General features: G+C 61.6%; 8 protein-coding genes and 2 pseudogenes. 3 read left to right on the top strand and 7 right to left on the bottom strand.

Features of this window, described 5'->3' with window-relative positions; translation table 11 throughout:
• The first annotated feature begins 154 nt into the window (after positions 1-154).
• Positions 155-1,814, top strand: a pseudogene (locus tag FFR93_RS33225) (OFA family MFS transporter).
• A gap of 63 nt (positions 1,815-1,877) precedes the next feature.
• Here FFR93_RS33225 and FFR93_RS33220 read toward each other — a convergent pair.
• The 4 genes from FFR93_RS33220 to rocF form a co-directional block, all read right to left on the bottom strand.
• Positions 1,878-3,638, bottom strand: a complete 1,761-nt coding sequence (locus tag FFR93_RS33220; RefSeq protein WP_138396321.1) for a PAS domain-containing methyl-accepting chemotaxis protein — start codon at positions 3,636-3,638, stop codon at positions 1,878-1,880.
• Between the two features lie 250 nt (positions 3,639-3,888).
• Positions 3,889-4,365, bottom strand: coding sequence for a chemotaxis protein CheW (locus FFR93_RS33215; RefSeq protein ID WP_064707940.1), 477 nt, complete (start codon positions 4,363-4,365; stop codon positions 3,889-3,891).
• A 196-nt stretch (positions 4,366-4,561) separates the two neighbouring features.
• Complete coding sequence (rocD, locus tag FFR93_RS33210) at positions 4,562-5,761, bottom strand: ornithine--oxo-acid transaminase (RefSeq protein WP_138396320.1); 1,200 nt, start codon at positions 5,759-5,761, stop codon at positions 4,562-4,564.
• Positions 5,762-5,783: 22 nt separating this feature from the next.
• Positions 5,784-6,719: an arginase gene (gene rocF / locus FFR93_RS33205; protein WP_138396319.1), complete on the bottom strand. Its 936-nt coding sequence runs from the start codon at positions 6,717-6,719 to the stop codon at positions 5,784-5,786.
• Positions 6,720-6,841: 122 nt separating this feature from the next.
• On the opposite strand from rocF, the gene FFR93_RS33200 reads away from it, so the two are divergent.
• Positions 6,842-7,279, top strand: coding sequence for an Lrp/AsnC family transcriptional regulator (locus FFR93_RS33200; RefSeq protein WP_171049295.1), 438 nt, complete (start codon positions 6,842-6,844; stop codon positions 7,277-7,279).
• 6 nt (positions 7,280-7,285) lie between these two features.
• On the opposite strand, the gene FFR93_RS33195 is transcribed toward FFR93_RS33200, so the two are convergent.
• The 3 genes from FFR93_RS33195 to FFR93_RS33185 all read right to left on the bottom strand — a co-directional run bounded on the left by FFR93_RS33195 (position 7,286) and on the right by FFR93_RS33185 (position 16,122).
• Positions 7,286-13,708 carry a translocation/assembly module TamB domain-containing protein gene (locus FFR93_RS33195; protein ID WP_138396318.1) on the bottom strand — a complete coding sequence of 2,141 codons (6,423 nt, stop codon included), beginning with the start codon at positions 13,706-13,708 and terminating at the stop codon, positions 7,286-7,288.
• Positions 13,709-13,768: 60 nt separating this feature from the next.
• On the bottom strand, positions 13,769-15,697 hold the full coding sequence (locus FFR93_RS33190; protein ID WP_171049294.1) for an autotransporter assembly complex family protein: 1,929 nt from the start codon (positions 15,695-15,697) through the stop codon (positions 13,769-13,771).
• Between the two features lie 167 nt (positions 15,698-15,864).
• Entirely contained in the window at positions 15,865-16,122 is a 258-nt protein-coding gene (locus FFR93_RS33185; protein ID WP_011427043.1) for a YMGG-like glycine zipper-containing protein, read from the bottom strand.
• 273 nt (positions 16,123-16,395) lie between these two features.
• On the opposite strand from FFR93_RS33185, the pseudogene FFR93_RS41660 reads away from it, so the two are divergent.
• Positions 16,396-16,543: pseudogene (locus tag FFR93_RS41660) on the top strand (5-aminolevulinate synthase); the annotation flags it as partial.

Below are 16,543 nucleotides of genomic sequence, written 5' to 3'. Positions count from 1 at the left end.
GCAGTTCACTGCCTGCACAAACGCCGCTGATTAATTAATCGATTTAAGGATGAGATGATGCAGCAATCCAAAATGTCACAGTGTCCTTGGCGCGTCTGAAAAGACGGGCGGCACTGGATTTTATAGCGAGGTCTGAAACAAGGAGGAGTTGTTCATGACTGCAGCGGAAACACGTACGGACGGAGCGTTGGCGGGCTCGGGCCTGCTTGATCGCGAAAGGATTATCGCAAGGCCTGGTTTCAACAGGTGGCTGGTGCCGCCGGCGGCGCTTGCGATCCATCTCTGCATTGGCATGGCCTATGGCTTCAGTGTGTTCTGGCTGCCGCTTTCCAAGTCGCTCGGGATCACCGCCTCGACGGCTTGCCCGGACCTGACGCTCGCCTCCGCGCTCTTCACCACGACCTGCGACTGGCGCATTGCCGATCTCGGCTGGATCTATACGCTGTTCTTCGTTCTGCTCGGCTCGTCCGCCGCGATCTGGGGCGGCTGGCTGGAAAGGGCCGGCCCGCGCAAGGCCGGCGTCGTTTCCGCCTGCTGCTGGTGCGGCGGCATCGTGCTTGCCGCCTTCGGCGTCATTACTCATCAGCTCTGGTTGATGTGGCTCGGCGCCGGCGTCATTGGCGGCATTGGTCTCGGCCTCGGCTACATCTCGCCCGTCTCGACGCTGATCAAGTGGTTTCCCGACCGGCGCGGCATGGCAACCGGCATGGCGATCATGGGCTTCGGCGGCGGCGCGATGATCGGTGCTCCGCTTGCCAATCTGCTGATGAATGCCTTCAAGACCGACACGTCGGTCGGCGTCTGGCAGACCTTCATCGTCATGGCGGCGATCTACTTCGCCTTCATGATGGGCGGCGCCTTCGGCTATCGCATTCCGCCGACCGGCTGGCGCCCTGATGGTTGGACGCCGCCGGCGGCCAAAAGCACCATGATCACAACCAAGCACGTGCAGCTGCGCAACGCCCACAAGACCAAGCAGTTCTGGCTGATCTGGGCCGTGCTTTGCCTCAACGTCTCGGCTGGCATCGGTGTTCTCGGCATGGCCTCGCCGATGCTGCAGGAAATCTTCGCCGGTTCGTTGATCGGCTTGCCGGATGTTGCCTTCGCGCAGCTCGACGCCGGGCATAAGGCATCGATCGCCACGATCGCCGCCGGCTTCGCCGGGCTTCTTTCGCTCTTCAACATCGGCGGCCGGTTCTTCTGGGCGTCATTGTCGGACAAGATCGGCCGCAAGAATACCTATTACAGCTTCTTCATCATCGGCATCGCGCTCTATGCGCTGGCGCCGACCTTCGCCGGCATGGGCAACAAGGCGCTGTTCGTTCTCTCCTTTGGGATCATCCTGTCGATGTATGGCGGCGGCTTCGCAACGATCCCGGCCTATCTTGCCGATATCTTTGGCACCCAATTCGTCGGCGCCATCCACGGCCGGCTGCTGACGGCCTGGGCAACGGCGGGCATCGTCGGACCTGTCGTCGTGAACTATATCCGCGAAGCCCAGATCGCCGCCGGCGTCGCACCCGGGCCGACACTTTATACCGGGACCATGTATATCCTCGCCGGCATGCTGGCGCTCGGCCTCATCGCCAATGCGTTGGTCAGGCCGCTTCCGGACAAATGGTTCATGTCGGATGATGAGGTCGCTGCGCTGCAGGCGAAATCGGCGGCCGTCAATGCCGGGCCGACAGGCTCCTTCGGCATCGGCACAGGCGGAGCTGGATGCCAAGGCGATGCTCGCCTGGGCCGTCGTTGGCATTCCGCTGCTCTGGGGCGTCTGGGTGACGCTTAAGGCGACTTTCGCTCTCTTCGGATAAGCACTCGAACGCGCCGGCTTCGAGGCGGCGCGTTTCCGTCCGGCTGAAGGGAAGGTGGCGGAATCAGAACTCTTCCCAGCTCTGCGAATTTGCTGCGGCAGCGGCATGGGTCTTTGCTACCCGTGCGACGAGGTGGAGGGCCGGCGAACCCATCGGCCTTGCCTCGGGCTTGCTGAAGGTCTGGGCCTGACCCGGGAGGCGGAACTTCGCCAGCAGGACGCGCAGCGTTTCGGCTTCCCTGGCAAGGCTGTGGCTGGCAGCGGTGCTTTCCTCGACCATCGCCGCGTTCTGCTGCGTCGCCTGGTCCATGGTATTGACCGCCTGGTTTATTTCCTTGAGGCCAATCGCCTGTTCCTTCGTTGCTCTGACGATCGCTTCGACATTGCCATCGATGTCGCCGACCTGCGCGACGATTTCCTCAAGCGCCTGTCCGGTCTGGCCCACGAGACCGACGCCATTTCTGACGAGCTCGCTCGACGTATTGATCAGTGCTTTGATCTCCTTGGCCGCTTTGGCGGAGCGCTGGGCGAGCTCGCGAACCTCCTGGGCAACGACGGCGAAACCCTTGCCGGCTTCCCCGGCGCGCGCCGCCTCTACGCCGGCATTCAGCGCCAGGAGATTGGTCTGGAAGGCAATGTCGTCGATGACGCCGATGATGTTGTTGATCTCGCGAGAGGACTGTTCGATCTGATCCATGGCCGCGACGGCATTGCGGACGACGACGCCGGATTGCTCAGCGCCTCGCTTCGTCTTGGTGACGAGCCGGCCGGCTTCCTCGGCACGACGGCTGGAATCATTGACCGTCGTGGTAATCTCTTCCAGCGCGGCCGCCGTCTCTTCGATCGAAGCAGCCTGCTGTTCCGTCCTCTTGGAGAAGGTGTCGGCTGATGCACCGATTTCGCGCGAGCCGGCGGCAATCGCATTGGCGTTTTCGCCGATCGTCTTCATGGTTCGGGCGAGGTCGCTGATCGCCGTGTTGAAATCGTGACGCAACTGCTCCATCGACGGAACGAAAGACGTATCCACGGTCCGTGTGAGATTGCCCTCGGAGAGGTCGCGCATGGCGGTGCCGAGCAGGGCAATGGCGCTCATCCGCTCCGTGACGTCGGTAGCGAACTTTACTACCTTGTAGACTTTGCCGTTTGCATCGAGGATCGGATTATAGGCCGCCTGTATCCAGATTTGCCGGCCGCCCTTGCCGAACCGGACAAATTCGTTGGCAATGAATTCGCCGCGCGCCAGCCGCTTCCAGAAATTGGCGTAGTCCTCGGTCCGAGCGTAGGCGGGATCGCAGAACATGCTGTGGTGCTTGCCGGCGATGTCGGTGAGCGAGTAGCCCATGGCGCTGCAGAAATTGTCGTTGGCGGTCAGAATCTCGCCTGTCGGCGTGAATTCGATTACCGCCTGCGAGCGTGAGATCGCCTCCAGTTTGCCGGCATCCTCGACCGCCTTTCTTTTCACAGCGGTGATATCGGCTGCGAATTTCACGATCTTGAACGGCTTTCCGCCCTTCAAAACAGGATTGTAGGAAGCCTGGATCCAAATTTCCCTGTTGCCCTTGGCGAAGCGCTTGTAGGCACCAGCGTCATATTCGCCGCGTCCGAGCCGCGCCCAGAACTCGCGGTAGGTATCCGTTGCCGTGTAGGCGGGCTCGCAGAACATGCTGTGATGCTTGCCGAGGATCTCGCTCAGGCCGTAACCAAGCGCAGCGCAGAAGTTTTCGTTGGCCGCAAGGATATTTCCCTTGAGATCGAATTCGATGATCGCCTGCGATTTGGAGATGGCGTCAAGAATGTATTTCGAATCGGAGGATAGACCAAACATTCCCGTCCCTCTGAAGTCCACAGCTCCTGCTGCTTCGGCCTGATAGAAGCGAAGCGGGGCATTCCGTGGACCGGAGACGTGTCAACCGTAGGCTTCGTAAACCATAGTGCTGAAGCATAGTTAAAATTGCGTATAGAAGCTATTACTAACGTTTGAGTATAGTGGCTGCCGCAAGCTCAGATCGGCTATAACGGGCAATAAAAAACCGCCGGAGAGCGGCGGTTTTTCAAGTCCCTATTGTTCTGACAGGTCAGGCCGCCAGCTCATCTGTCTCGTTTTCCTTGAACATCTTGGCGAGGTTCAGGAAGCAGATCATACCGTTTTCCGACGCGATGATGCCTTCGCAGAAAGCGCGGTCGAAGGAGGCGGTTACTTCAGGCACCGGCTGAACCTGGCTCGAGGAGATGGTGAGAATATCCGAGACGCGGTCGACGAGCATGCCGATGACCATGCTATGCACTTCAGCCACCACGATGGCGCTGCGTTCGTTGGCGACCGTGCTCTTCATGCCGAGCTTATAGGCGAGATCGATGATCGGGATGACCGAACCGCGCAGGTTCATGACACCTATGACATCGGCCGGCGAATGCGGGATCGGGGTCGAAGGCGCCCAGCCGCGGATTTCGCGTATGGTCGTGGTCTTGACGCAGAATTCCTGATCATGCAGGCGGAAGGCAATGATCTCGAGCGTATCGCCGCTGAAGCTAGTGGAATTGATCGTGGCCATTAGAATTCTTCCCAACTATCGTAAGTCAAAGCAGAAGCGGGTGCGCCACCATTGGCGCCGACGAGCTTTGCCTTCACACCCGCGATGTCTTTGCACACTCAAAGCATCGTTACGGCTAGCGACGACATTAACGGAAGAGTGTTGCCCAAATCTAAATCGGGAACGGGATTGCGAAGGTTTTCGGCCTCGATCTACTTCAACTGATGGTCTTTTCAATCTGCGAGACGGCCCAATCGACCTGCTCCCTCGTTATAACAAGTGGCGGAGCGAGACGAATCGTGTGGTCATGGGTATCCTTGGCGAGAAGGCCGCGCTCCTTCAGCACATGGCAATATTGCCGCGCGCCACCGGCCTCGGGCTCCAGCTCAATCGCCATCATCAGGCCACGGCCGCGAACGTCTCTGACGATGTTGGAGCGGATCGACCTCAAGCCTTCGAGGAAATAATCGCCCATCGCGGCGGCATTCTCGATCATGCCTTCCTCCACTAGCACCTTGAGGGCCGTGCGCGCCACCGCACAGGCGAGCGGATTGCCGCCGAAGGTCGAGCCGTGCTGGCCGGGCTTCAGCACGCCCAGCACCTCGGAATTCGAAAGCACAGCGGACACGGGGTAGAAGCCGCCGGACAGCGCCTTGCCGATCAGCGTCACATCGGCCTCGATGCCTTCGTGCTCCTCAGCCAGCAGCTTGCCGGTGCGGCCGAGGCCGGTCTGGATCTCATCGAGGATCAGGGTGACGTTGTTTGCGGTGCAGAGCTCCCGGATGCGGGTGAAATAACCGGCCGCAGGGATGATGACGCCGGCTTCGCCCTGGATCGGCTCAATCAGAGCCGCCACGGTATTGCCGTTGATCGCGGCCTCGAATGCCTCGGCATCGCCGAAGGGAATGATGCGGAAGCCCGGTGTATAGGGTCCGAAGCCGGTGCGAGCGTCGGGGTCAGTGGAGAAACTGATGATGCTCAGCGTGCGGCCATGGAAATTGTCGGCGCAGACGATGATCTCCGCCTTCCCCTCCGGCACGCCCTTGACCTCGTATCCCCATTTGCGCACAGCCTTGATGGCGGTTTCCACGGCTTCGGCGCCGGAGTTCATCGGCAGGATCTTGTGCGAACCGGTCAGCGCCGCGAGCTCTTCGTAGAGATGAGCGAGCTGGTCGTTGCGGAAGGCTCGAGAAGTGAGCGTCAACCGCCCCGCCTGCTCGACCATGGCGGCAAGGATCTTCGGATGGCAGTGGCCCTGATTGACTGCGGAATAGGCAGAGAGACAATCGAGATAACGATTGCCGTCCGTATCCCAGACATACACGCCTTCGCCGCGTGTGAGCACCACATCGAGCGGCTTATAATTGTTGGCGCCGAGCCGCTGTTCCGTCGCGATCAGTTTTTCCGAAGTGTTCATGGCGCTGCTCCCTCAGCCTTGTCTATGCGGCGCGTGTCGGACGATCGAAGATGCGGCGGCCGAACAGGCTTGCCGTCAGTTCCACCAGTATGCGGGCGCTCTTGCCGCGATCATCGAGAAACGGATTGAGTTCGACAAGATCGAGCGACGAAACGAGGCCGCTGTCCGAAAGCATTTCCATGACAAGATGCGCCTCGCGGAAGGTTGCTCCGCCGGGCACCGTCGTACCGACGCCGGGGGCGATGTCGGGATCGAGAAAATCGACATCGAGGCTGACATGCAGCAGGCCATTGGTCCTGGCGACGGCGTCGAGAATCTCCCGCATGATGGCGCCGATGCCCTGCTCGTCTATCGCGCGCATATCGAAGACGTTGACGCCGTGTTCGTGAATTTCTTCGCGCTCGCGCGCATCGACTGAGCGAATGCCGACCTGGAAGACGTTCCTCGGATCGACGAAGGGACGGTCCTTCGGAAGAATTTCGGCGAACTCCGCCTCGCCGCAGAAGAAGGCGACGGGCATGCCGTGAATATTGCCGGAGGGCGACGTCGCCGGAGAGTTGAAATCGGCATGGGCATCGAGCCAGAGCACGAAGAGCGGGCGTCCCTTGCTGGCGGCATAGCGTGCCATGCCGGAGACGCTGCCCATCGACAGGCTGTGATCGCCGCCAAGAATCAGCGGAAAGCGGCCTGAAGCGGCGACGTCATAGACGCTGCTTTCCAACGCCCGCGTAAAGGCACCGACGATTCTAAGATTGTGGGCTTTCGGGTGATTCGGCAGATCCATAGCCGGCACGATGCAGAGATCGCCGATATCGGCAACGTCGTGGCCGAGATCGATCAGCGTCTGGTCGACGCCGGCAATCCGCAACGCCGCGGGGCCCATGGCGGCACCTCGGCGACCGGAGCCTTCTTCCAAAGGTGCGCCGATGAGGGTGACAGGTCGCGATTGCGCATTCATTCGAGGGCTCCGTGTTGAGGCCTGTTTCGGCCGATATTGGGATAAAGGGCCGGCGGCAAAAAGATGGAAAAGTGTCAGAAATGGGTTATGATTGCGCAGATTGATAAAGCTATTTTGACAAAGTGTTCGACGTGGACGATCTCGATACGGAACTTCTGAGTGCGCTTCGCCACAATGCTCGCATGTCCATCTCCTCGCTGGCGGCAATGACCGGTGCATCGCGGGCAACGATCGCTGCCCGTATCGACCGGCTGGTCGCCAGCGGCACCATCGTCGGCTTCACCATCCGCACCGGTCACGAGACGCGGTCCGCCGGTGTGCGCGCCATCGTCATGATCGAGGTGCTCGGCAAGCTCGCAGACAGGGTGGCCGACCAGCTCAGGGGGCTGCCGCAGGTGCGCGCGCTTCACAGCACCAATGGCAAATGGGACTTCGTCGCCGAGCTGGAGGATCGCGACCTTGCCTCCTTTGACGAGACGTTGCGCCGAATCAGGTTGATCAACGGCATCAATTCGACCGAGACCAACATTCTGCTCAAAACGAGCAAGACGGGCTTTTAAGCCGCTTTAATATTCCCGTTCATAGACGATCCCTGCTTCGCCGGCGCCGTTACCGCCAGCGGCTCCCCGCAACTTCACGCCGCGGCCGACGTCGAGATTGATAATTGCCTTGGCGCCGGCCGAGCCACCCTGCTGCAGTTCGAAATACGTGCGATCGTTGAGGTAGCGGCCGACGCTGACACTCGTCTGGCCCTTCTCGTCGGTGCTGACGTCGAAATCGTCGACGCCGAGCTGGTTGCGCAGGCCTTCGAAAAGCGATGTGGAGCGGTTGCCGGCCAGCTGGCTGACGGCATCGGCGAGCTGGGCTATCTGCACCGGCGAGAGCTTCGACATCGACTGGCCGAAGATCAACTGCGCCAGCACCTCGTCCTGCGGCAGTTGCGGCGAGGAGGAGAAGGTGATCGAAGGATCGGTAGCAAGGCCTGAGACATCGACCGTCAGGGTCGTCGTGCCGGAGGTGGAGGTCGCTTCCATGTCGAGCGCCGGCGTCAGGTCACCGGCGAAGGTGATTTTGCTCTTGTCGGAGAAATTGAGGCGACGATTGAGAATGGTCAGCCGGCCGCGGCGCATCGTAAAGCCGCCGGTGACTATGGGTGCTGCCGCCGTTCCGCGGATCGTCACGCGGCCTCCAAGCTCGGCATCGATGCCGCGGCCGCGCACGAAGATCTGCGAGGGCGCATCGATTTCGAGGTCGAGCGTCAAAACGGAGGATTTCTCGCCCGGCTTTCGCTCGCCTTCATCGCGAAGCTGCGCAAGCACTGCCCGCGGTGCATTCTTATGCCGGATGTCGATTTGGCTGAGGGAGGTCGGCAATTTTTCCGGGACGGTGATCGAGGTCTTGTCCAGCCGTAATCTACCGCTCAGCGTCGCACTCATGATCGGCCCGCGCAGGCCGAGTGTCCCGTTAACTGTCGAGACGACAAGCGTTCCGTCGACATAGACCGCCTTGTCGAGCTTGATCGAAATGTCGGCGGGGAAACCACCGGCCGGCTGGATGCCGATGGTGCCGCTTACTGAAATCGTGCCGCCGCCGCCAAGATTGCCGTTGAGGCGCGATATGACGGCTTGCTTACCATTGAAGGTGACGGTGGCTGCGAGATTGTTGACGGCAAGATTGCGCCTGACGTCGACGAGCTTTGCGCCGGATGTCGAGACAGTGCCGTTGATGACGGGGGCTGCGGCCGTTCCGCCAATCTCAAGATCAACCTTGGCGACGCCGTCGGCGACCAAGCCTTGCTGCGCGAGCGGGGCACCAAGCACGGCGAAGGGAACATTGCCGTTGAAGCGCATGTCGATGGCGCGGTTGCCCGATATCACCACGCTGCCGCCGCCCTTCAGCGACATGCCGGCGTCACCGGCAAGGCTGGTGTCGAGCGTCAGCCTGCCGCCGGCGAGCTTGCCGGATGCTCCGACGCTGAGTGGCGCCAGGCCGGCGCCTTTCGTCTGGCTGGTCGCGGCATTCTTCCAGTCAACCTTGAAGTCGACGACGGGCGAGGACAGCGCGCCTGTCGCCTTGGCCGTCGCCGAGATCGTGCCTTCGGCTCCGATGCCAGGTACAAAACCGTTGGCGATGGCGGCCGGGACATTGGCCGCGTTCGCGGTGACATCGATCGATCGGATCGTTGTGCCTGCAATGGAAAGATTACCGGCGGCTTTCAGCGAAATGCCGCCGCTGCCGCTGACGTCGGCATCGAAATCCAGCCGGTCGCCGGCATATTTTCCCGTCGCCGCCAAGGCAAGGCGGGAGAGGCCGGCGGCCTTGGTGTGGCTGGTCGCGGCATCTTTCCAGTTCAGCTTGAAATCGACGATAGGGTCTGCCGGCGTTCCCGAAGTCTGGGCGCTTGCCGACAGAGTGCCTTCGGCACCGAGGCCGGGAACAAAGGCATTGGCGATACTGGCCGGCAGCGCGGGAATATCGGCATTGACCGAGAGGTCCCGGATGGCGTTTCCGGCAATCACGGCCCCACCCGTCGCCTTGGCCACCACGCCGTCCTTGCCGGCAAGACTGGCATCGAAGTCGACCCTGTCATTGGCGAACTTACCGGAGGCCGCGGCACTCAAGCCTGACAAGCCGCTGCTTCTGGTCTGGGCGGTGGAGGCATTCTTCCAATCGAGCTTGAAATCGACGGCGGGCTTGGGAAGCGCCCCCGAGGCGGATGCCGTTCCCGACACCATGCCCTCCGCGCCAAGACCCGGAACAAAGCCGTTGGCAAGGGCTGCGGGCAGATTGGCGAGATCAGCTTTGACGTCAAGGTTGCGGACCGAGACGCCCGATATCGCGACATTGCCTACGGCATTTAGCGAGAGGCCGTCCTGGCCGCCGAGATTGGCGTTGAAGTCGAGCTTGTTGTCGGCCAGATGCCCCGATGCGACAAGCGCGAGGCCCGAAAGATGCGCGCTTCTGGTGTGGCTGGTTGCGGCATCCGTCCAGGAGAGTTTGAAATCGGCCTGCGGCGCAGCGGGTGTTCCGGCCGCAGACACTGTGCCTGATATCGTGCCACCGGCTGCCAGATCGGGGACGAAGGCGTTGGCGAGAGCAGCCGGAAGCTTGGCGACTTCGGCATCGACCTTCACGCTGTCGATTGCCGTACCGGCGAGAGCGACATTGCCGATGGCATTTAACGAGAGACCTTGATCGCCACTGGCTGCCGCGTTGAAATCCAGCTTGTTATCGATAAATTTCCCCGCCGCGGTTATGCCGAGAGCGGCAAGGCCGGCACGCTTCGTATGGCTCGTCGCAGCGTCTTTCCAGTTAAGGTCAAAATTGGCAGTCGGCGCGGACAGCGAACCCGCAGCCGAGACCTTGCCGGAGACGGCCCCCTCGGCGGCAAGACCGGCGACGAAGCCGTTTGCGAGGCTTGCCGGGATATCTGAGAGCGTCGCATCGGCCGCGACGGTGCTGATTGCCGTGCCGGTAATGGCGAGATTGCCGTTCGCCTTGAGCGAGAGGCTGTCGCCGCCGGCGACGGCGGCGTCGAAATCGAGCTTGTTGTCGGCGAAGTTTCCGGACGCGGTGACGCCGAGGCCGGCGAGGCCGGCGCGCTTCGTGTGGCTCGTTGCGGCGTTTTGCCAATGGAGATCGAAATCGGCGGTCGGAGCTGCAAGCGATCCGCTGACCGCGACCGTTCCGGAGAGCGCGCCTTCCGCTGCAAGATCGGGGACGAAGCCGTTGGCAATAGCCGCGGGGATATTGGTCAGCGTTGCGTCAACCCTAACCGCACCGATCGTCGTTCCGGTGATGTCCACGTTGCCGTTCGCTTTAAGCGAGAGGTTGCCGGCGCCGCTGGCCGCAGCGTCGAAATCGAGCTTGTTGTCCGCGAATTTGCCGGAGGCAGCCACGTCAAGACCGGCGAGGCCGGCGCGCTTCGTGTGGTTCGTCGCAGCACTTTTCCAGGCGAGATCAAAATTGGCGGTCGGAGCCTTAGGGGAACCGGAAGCGGTCACCTTCCCCGTGATCGCGCCTTCGGCGGCGAGATCGGAAACGAAACCATTGGCGACATGCGCAGGCAGATTAAGGATATCGGCGTCGATATCGAACACCGGTGCCGTCGGATCAGCGAGCGCGACGTCGCCGGCAGCCTTGAGTGAAAGGCCGTCGGCCCCGCCGATCGTCGTATCGAAATCGAGCTTCTTGTCGGCAAATTTGCCGCTGGCGACGATGCCGAGCGGTGCGAGGCCCGCGCCCTTGGTCTGCCCTGTCGTCGCATCCTTCCAGTCGAGTTTGAAATCGGCGATGGGTGCTGCCGGCGTTCCCGTCACAGCAACCGTTCCCGAGATGGTGCCGCCGGCCGAAAGATTTGGCACGAAACCATTGGCGAGTGCCGCCGGCAGCTCCTTGATGACGGCGTCGAGCTTCAGCGTCTCGCCGGCCGTACCCGTAACGCTTACCGTGCCGGTGCCGGTGCGAACCGTCAGCCCATTCAGATTGGCGACACCGCCGCCGATTGTGACCTGTGTCGGTGCGGCAAGCTCGACACTGATGTTGCGGGGGCTGGCCGAAAAACGATCGAGATTGAGATCGACCGCGCCGCCCCCCGGCTCGATATTGCCGGCTGCCAGTACGGGATTGCCATCATAGGTCGCATCAAGATCGAAGTCGGTCCGGTCCTGCTGCTTGGAAAAGCTGAGCGACAGTCCGCCAAGCTTGTTTGCGCCGGCAGCCAGCTCTTCGGCACGGACCGTGCCATTTGCCGCAAGGGCGCTGAGATCGCTGACCGTGAGATCGATATCCGGCTTGACGATCGCAAGCGTATCGCGGCGGATCGAGGCGCCTGATGCAATGAGCTTGACCGCAATCCTGCCGCCGTCGCTGTCGATCCCGATTGAACCCTTGAGATCTCCTTCGGCTTTCTGTCCGCCGAGGGCTGCCAGCAGGCCGATCCTGGGGAAATCGAAGGTCAACGCGCCCGAGGGCGTCAGTGAGGGTGAAAGCTCCAGATTGCCGGTCAGGCGGTTGCCGCCGATATCGGCGGTCAGTGCGGGAATGGTCGTCCTGCCGTTCGCAGAGCGGATGTCGCCGTTGATGCCGATCGGTTGGCCGTCGATCGTGCCAGTCGCCGCAAACTTCCCCTGCGGCGCCTTGGGATCGGCGACACCCGACAGATCGATATTGAGGTTGACGAACCGCCGATCGGCTATTTCAAGGCTGGGAGTTTTGACATTGGCGGTCACTGAGACCGCCGGCAGTTCGCCTCCGACCCTCAGCGCATAACCCGCTCCGCCGCTCGCGCCCGCAACCAGCTTGCCGATATCGGGCAGCCGACCTGAAAGATCAGCGTTGAGCATCGTGCCATCAAGCGCGACATTGCCGGCGGCTTCAAGCGTGCCGGATTTCAGGACGAGGTTGGACAGCGCGAATCTCGACGGGATGGTGCCGGTCACCTGGCTTTCGAGGGAGATCGGCTGGTCGAACCTGCTCGTTGCCGCGGCCGGCAGGGCCGTCGGTTCGATGATCACCTTCACATTGCCGGTCAGCGCGCGGTCCGCCAGCCGGTAAGAGCCGTTGAGGCTGCCGTTGATATTGGCGCTTTCGACAGTGGTGCCGTTGAAACCGATGCCGCCGGGCGAAATCTGGAGCGGCGAGGCGATCGTGATAGGCCCTTGGACTGCACGATTGAGATTCGGTTCGGCAAAGGTCGCGTCCCCGGCTACGAGGCGCAGCTGGACGCTGCCGGAGCGGGAGGCGAGGTTGAAGGAGTCGCTCTTTGCCGTCAGCTTCACGTTGCCGATATCGGCCTGCGGAAGAGTTGCGCTGTCGAGCGAGCCGCTGACGTTCAGCCGGGCGGTCTGCGCGTCACCAGTGAGGGCTAGATTAAGGCCGGATATCAGGAAGCGCGCTTCGCCCTCGGCGAGCGGCCAGCGAAAATCGACGGGTCCGGACGTGCCGAGCAGATTGGCGTTCAGGCTGTTGTTGCCGGCCGGATCAAGCGCTCCCGATGCGGCGATGACGACGCTGCCGGTGGCGATATTGCCGGTCTGGATATCAATCTTGCCACGATCGTCGAAGGTGGCGGCAAGGTCGATATTGGTTTGCCCGGCGAAAAGCGGCCGGAATGCCGCGGGCAGAAGCGAGCTCAGGTCACCGCCGCCCTTGAGGTCGAGATGGTGCAGCCCGTCTGGAGCAATCGAATGCCGACCCTCTATCGCAGCGCGCTGTTGTCCGTCAAGCGCCGCCTGCATTTTTCCTGTCCAGTCCGATATCGGTCCCTGGCCGTCGAGGTCGATGTTGACGGCCGGATTGCCAGGCAGGCCGAGGAAGCCCGCCAGAAGCCCGCCCTTCGGCTCGGCAAGCTGCGCCTTCAGCTGCAGCCGGTTTTCGGCCGGCGCGTAGGCGATATCGGCGGTAAGCCGCGCATCCGGGACCGCGTGGCGGCTGACATTGATCATCGCTTCGCCGCCGTCGCCATCCGCCGACAGGCTGCCTTCGGCGGCGAGCGCGAAAGCGCGCCCGGCAAAGGATTCGGCCAGTTTGATATCGGGCAGGGCCACGCGGTCGACATCGATCTTGACCGGAAGAGTGAAGCCGCCGGAATTCTCGGCGCTGGGCCGCGAGGGCAGGGTGCGCACCGGCTTTCGCAGCACGTTGATCGTCTCGATCTGGAACCGCTCGGCGTGGAATGTTCCCGTTAGCAGCGCAAGCGGGTTCCAGTCGATCGTCACACCGTGAATTTCCGCAAAAACGCCTCTCGTGTCGGAAAGGGAGATTTCGGCAGCGCGTAGCCCGCCGGTCAAAAGCCCTTCCGGTTCGCGTACCTCGATCGTCATGTCGCGGTTGGAGAGGGTGGAGGCGATTCTCTCCGTGACGATGCGGGCCCCAAAGGAGGTGAAGCCGAAGATCGCAAGTGCCGCGACGGCGAGAATCAAAATGGCGCCTACGGCATAGGCGGTGACCCGCACGATCCAATTGACGATTTTTGCCAGCGTTTGCATCGCGCGGACTACCCCGTTTTCATGCGGCCCATCGATCGGAAGGAGCCGGAATCGGCAATCCTAGAAGGATTGGCCAATGCCGGCATAAATTCCATAATCTGTGCCATCTTCGTACTTGTTCAGCGGCACGGCAAAATCAAGCCGCAGCGGGCCGAAAGGTGTGGCATATCGTATTCCCGCGCCGGCGCCGGCGCGGATATCGGAAAAATCCGGGAAGGTGCTGTCGGATACGGTGCCGACATCGATGAAGGGCACGAGGCCGATTGTATCTGTGATCTGGATGCGGGCCTCTAGCGAGCCGGTCACATAGGAGCGGCCGCCGGTGGCCTCGCCATTGTCGTTGTAAGGCGAAATCTCCTGATAGCTGTATCCGCGCACCGAACCGCCACCGCCGGCAAAAAAGCGCTGCGTTGCAGGAATATCCTCGATTCCGCCGCCGCCGATCAGCACGCCGGCGGCGACCTTGCCGGCAAGCACGAGGCGATCCTCGGCGCCGAACGGCAGATAACCTGAGATCGAGCCTTCGAACGCCGCATAGGGTGTGCCATTGAAAATCTCGTAGCCTGGCTTTGCCGACACGGTCGCGCGATAGCCTTCGGTCGGATTGAACTTATCGTCGCGGGCGTCACGATCATATTGGAGCGGCAGGGCGATGGTCAGATAGTCATTGGTGCCGAAGGCGTCGTCATCGCGCTCCCAGCTGACTTCGCCGCTCGCAGACACCGTATCCTTGTCGGTCAATTCATAGGAAATGCCCAGCGAGGCGGTGACGAGCGTCGCGTTATAAGCGTCGGGATTCTGGGTCTTGGCGACGATGCCGGCCTTCAGCGTGGCGGCGGGGAAGAAGGCGCCGGGCTTAGTGAAGAGAATGCCGGCGGAATAGTCGAGGCTGCCGACATCGGTAGTTTCGCCGAGCCGCGAGACCGAGCCCTCGATCCTCAGCGTCTCGGCTTCGCCGAACAGGTTGCGGTGGCCCCAATAGCCCTGGACGCCGAAGCCGTCGGTGGTGGAATATTGCGCGCCGACGCCGAAATAGCGCCGCTTGCCTTCGGAAACTTCGATCGTCATCGGCAAGGTGCCGTCCGGTGCCAGCGCATCGCCTTCGTGGATGGTGACGCTCGAAAAGACGCCGAGCGCGCGAAGCCGCTCGCCGGCCTTCTTCAGCCTTTCCGGGGAATAGGCGTCCCCTTTGTTCAGCCGGGAATAGCGCTGGATGAAACCTGGCCGAACGGTTTTTTCGCCGGTGACACCGACATCGCCGATAGGGGCGACAGGCCCGCCCTCGGCAGCAAGCACGATGTCGACCGTGTCGCTCCTGTGATCGGCGACGACCTTGCGTTCGGTCAATTTGGCGAAAGGCCGGCCTTCGCTTTTCAACTGCTCAACTATTCTGTCGCCGGCTTTGATGATGGCGAGCGAGCCGGCCTCGGCACCTGGGGCGAGGTCGTAATCGGCGGGATTGCGATCCGCGGCGTCGCCGCCGAATTGCACCTCTCTGACCCTGAAAACGGGGCCGGGTGTTATATCGACGGTAACGGGGATCGGCCCGGAGCGGTCGAATGTCGGGTTGGGCGGCAGGTCGTCGATGTTCCTGCCATCGATGGTGATCGTCACCACGCCGCCGTAACGCGCCTTTTCGTACAAGGCGGCGATCAGCCGCTCGCGATCATCACGCGCCTTAACGACGATGCCGAGATCGCCGGAGACGGGCTGTTTCTGATCGCTGACGAGACGAGAGCTATTTTCCAGCGCTTCCCTAAGATCAGGATCGGCGGTGTCGGCCTTGAGCTCCACTTGGTAGCGCACAGGATCGGGCACCTGTTCGCTCTCGTCCTCTTCCTTGCCGAAGATGGTGATGCCGAAAAGCTTGAAGGCGTAAGCATCGCCGATCAGGACCGGTGAGAAAGCAGCTGCCGCTGCGACCACCATCATGGTGCCTGTTCGCCGATACGCAGTACCTGTTTTCGGGCCTATCCCTCTAATCCGCATCCGCTGCTTTTGGTTACGCCTACATGAAGCTTCGTTGCCCAGCCGTGAACAGCTTAGCGGCAAAATCGCGCAGGGTGTACCATTTTAAATTGCCCACGCGCTAATTCAGCACAAAAAATCCCGGATGTGTGTCCGGGATTTCCTGTTTTTGCCGTTTGTGAGCGCTCTCAGCGCGGGCAAGCGTCGATGTAACGGCGGCCATAGCGGTCGCGATAGTAGCACTGGCCGGGCTGTTCGGCGACGCTGCCGATGAGGGCGCCCGACACGCCGCCGATAGCGGCACCGACCGCCGCGCCACGGACATTGCCGGTGACTGCACCGCCAATGACGGCGCCGGATGCAGCGCCGATACCGGCGCCTTGCTGGGTGGGCGTGCAGCTTGCGACCGACAGGCCGATCAGTGCGAGTATGACAGCTTTTTTCATCTCTTTTCTCCTGGGTTGTCGCCCAATGGGCATAGGCCGTCCCTATTGTTTTTTTTAGGCTAGCTCAAAAACTATGTCGGAAGAAAGGGTTGTCCACTGTTGGATTGATTTTTTTGCAATGAGGACCTGGTTGCGCGCCCGAGCGGTCTACGCGATTTTCCACCGCTTTCGGCTGCATCGATCCACTCGCTCGCGCCTCGCAGATTTTTTATCTGGAATCATTCGAAAAACTGCGCCTTTTGCCGCAGTTGATGTTAAAGCAGAAGGTAAGCATTGACGCGCGGACGGTCGGTCGGCAAGAACGGCCGCGCGATACTGGAGCAAATGATGGATTTCGAAGCGTTTTTCAAAAACGAGCTGGACGGGCTTCATGCCGAGGGCCGCTACCGCGTTTTTGCCGATCTCGAACGTCACCGCGGCA

It is taken from the genome of Rhizobium sp. MHM7A (assembly GCF_005862215.1).
GTDB lineage: Bacteria > Pseudomonadota > Alphaproteobacteria > Rhizobiales > Rhizobiaceae > Rhizobium > Rhizobium bangladeshense.
The sequence above is the reverse complement of the archived record's forward strand: the minus strand, read 5'-3'. Positions and strand labels throughout refer to the sequence as shown.

Coding starts and splice junctions, on each gene's coding strand:
- FFR93_RS33220 (WP_138396321.1), bottom strand. CDS start 3,638: ATGTTTGGTCTATCCTCCGATTCGAAATACATTCTTGACGCCATCTCC.
- FFR93_RS33215 (WP_064707940.1), bottom strand. CDS start 4,365: ATGGCCACGATCAATTCCACTAGCTTCAGCGGCGATACGCTCGAGATC.
- rocD (WP_138396320.1), bottom strand. CDS start 5,761: ATGAACACTTCGGAAAAACTGATCGCGACGGAACAGCGGCTCGGCGCC.
- rocF (WP_138396319.1), bottom strand. CDS start 6,719: ATGAATGCGCAATCGCGACCTGTCACCCTCATCGGCGCACCTTTGGAA.
- FFR93_RS33195 (WP_138396318.1), bottom strand. CDS start 13,708: ATGCAAACGCTGGCAAAAATCGTCAATTGGATCGTGCGGGTCACCGCC.
- FFR93_RS33190 (WP_171049294.1), bottom strand. CDS start 15,697: ATGCGGATTAGAGGGATAGGCCCGAAAACAGGTACTGCGTATCGGCGA.
- FFR93_RS33185 (WP_011427043.1), bottom strand. CDS start 16,122: ATGAAAAAAGCTGTCATACTCGCACTGATCGGCCTGTCGGTCGCAAGC.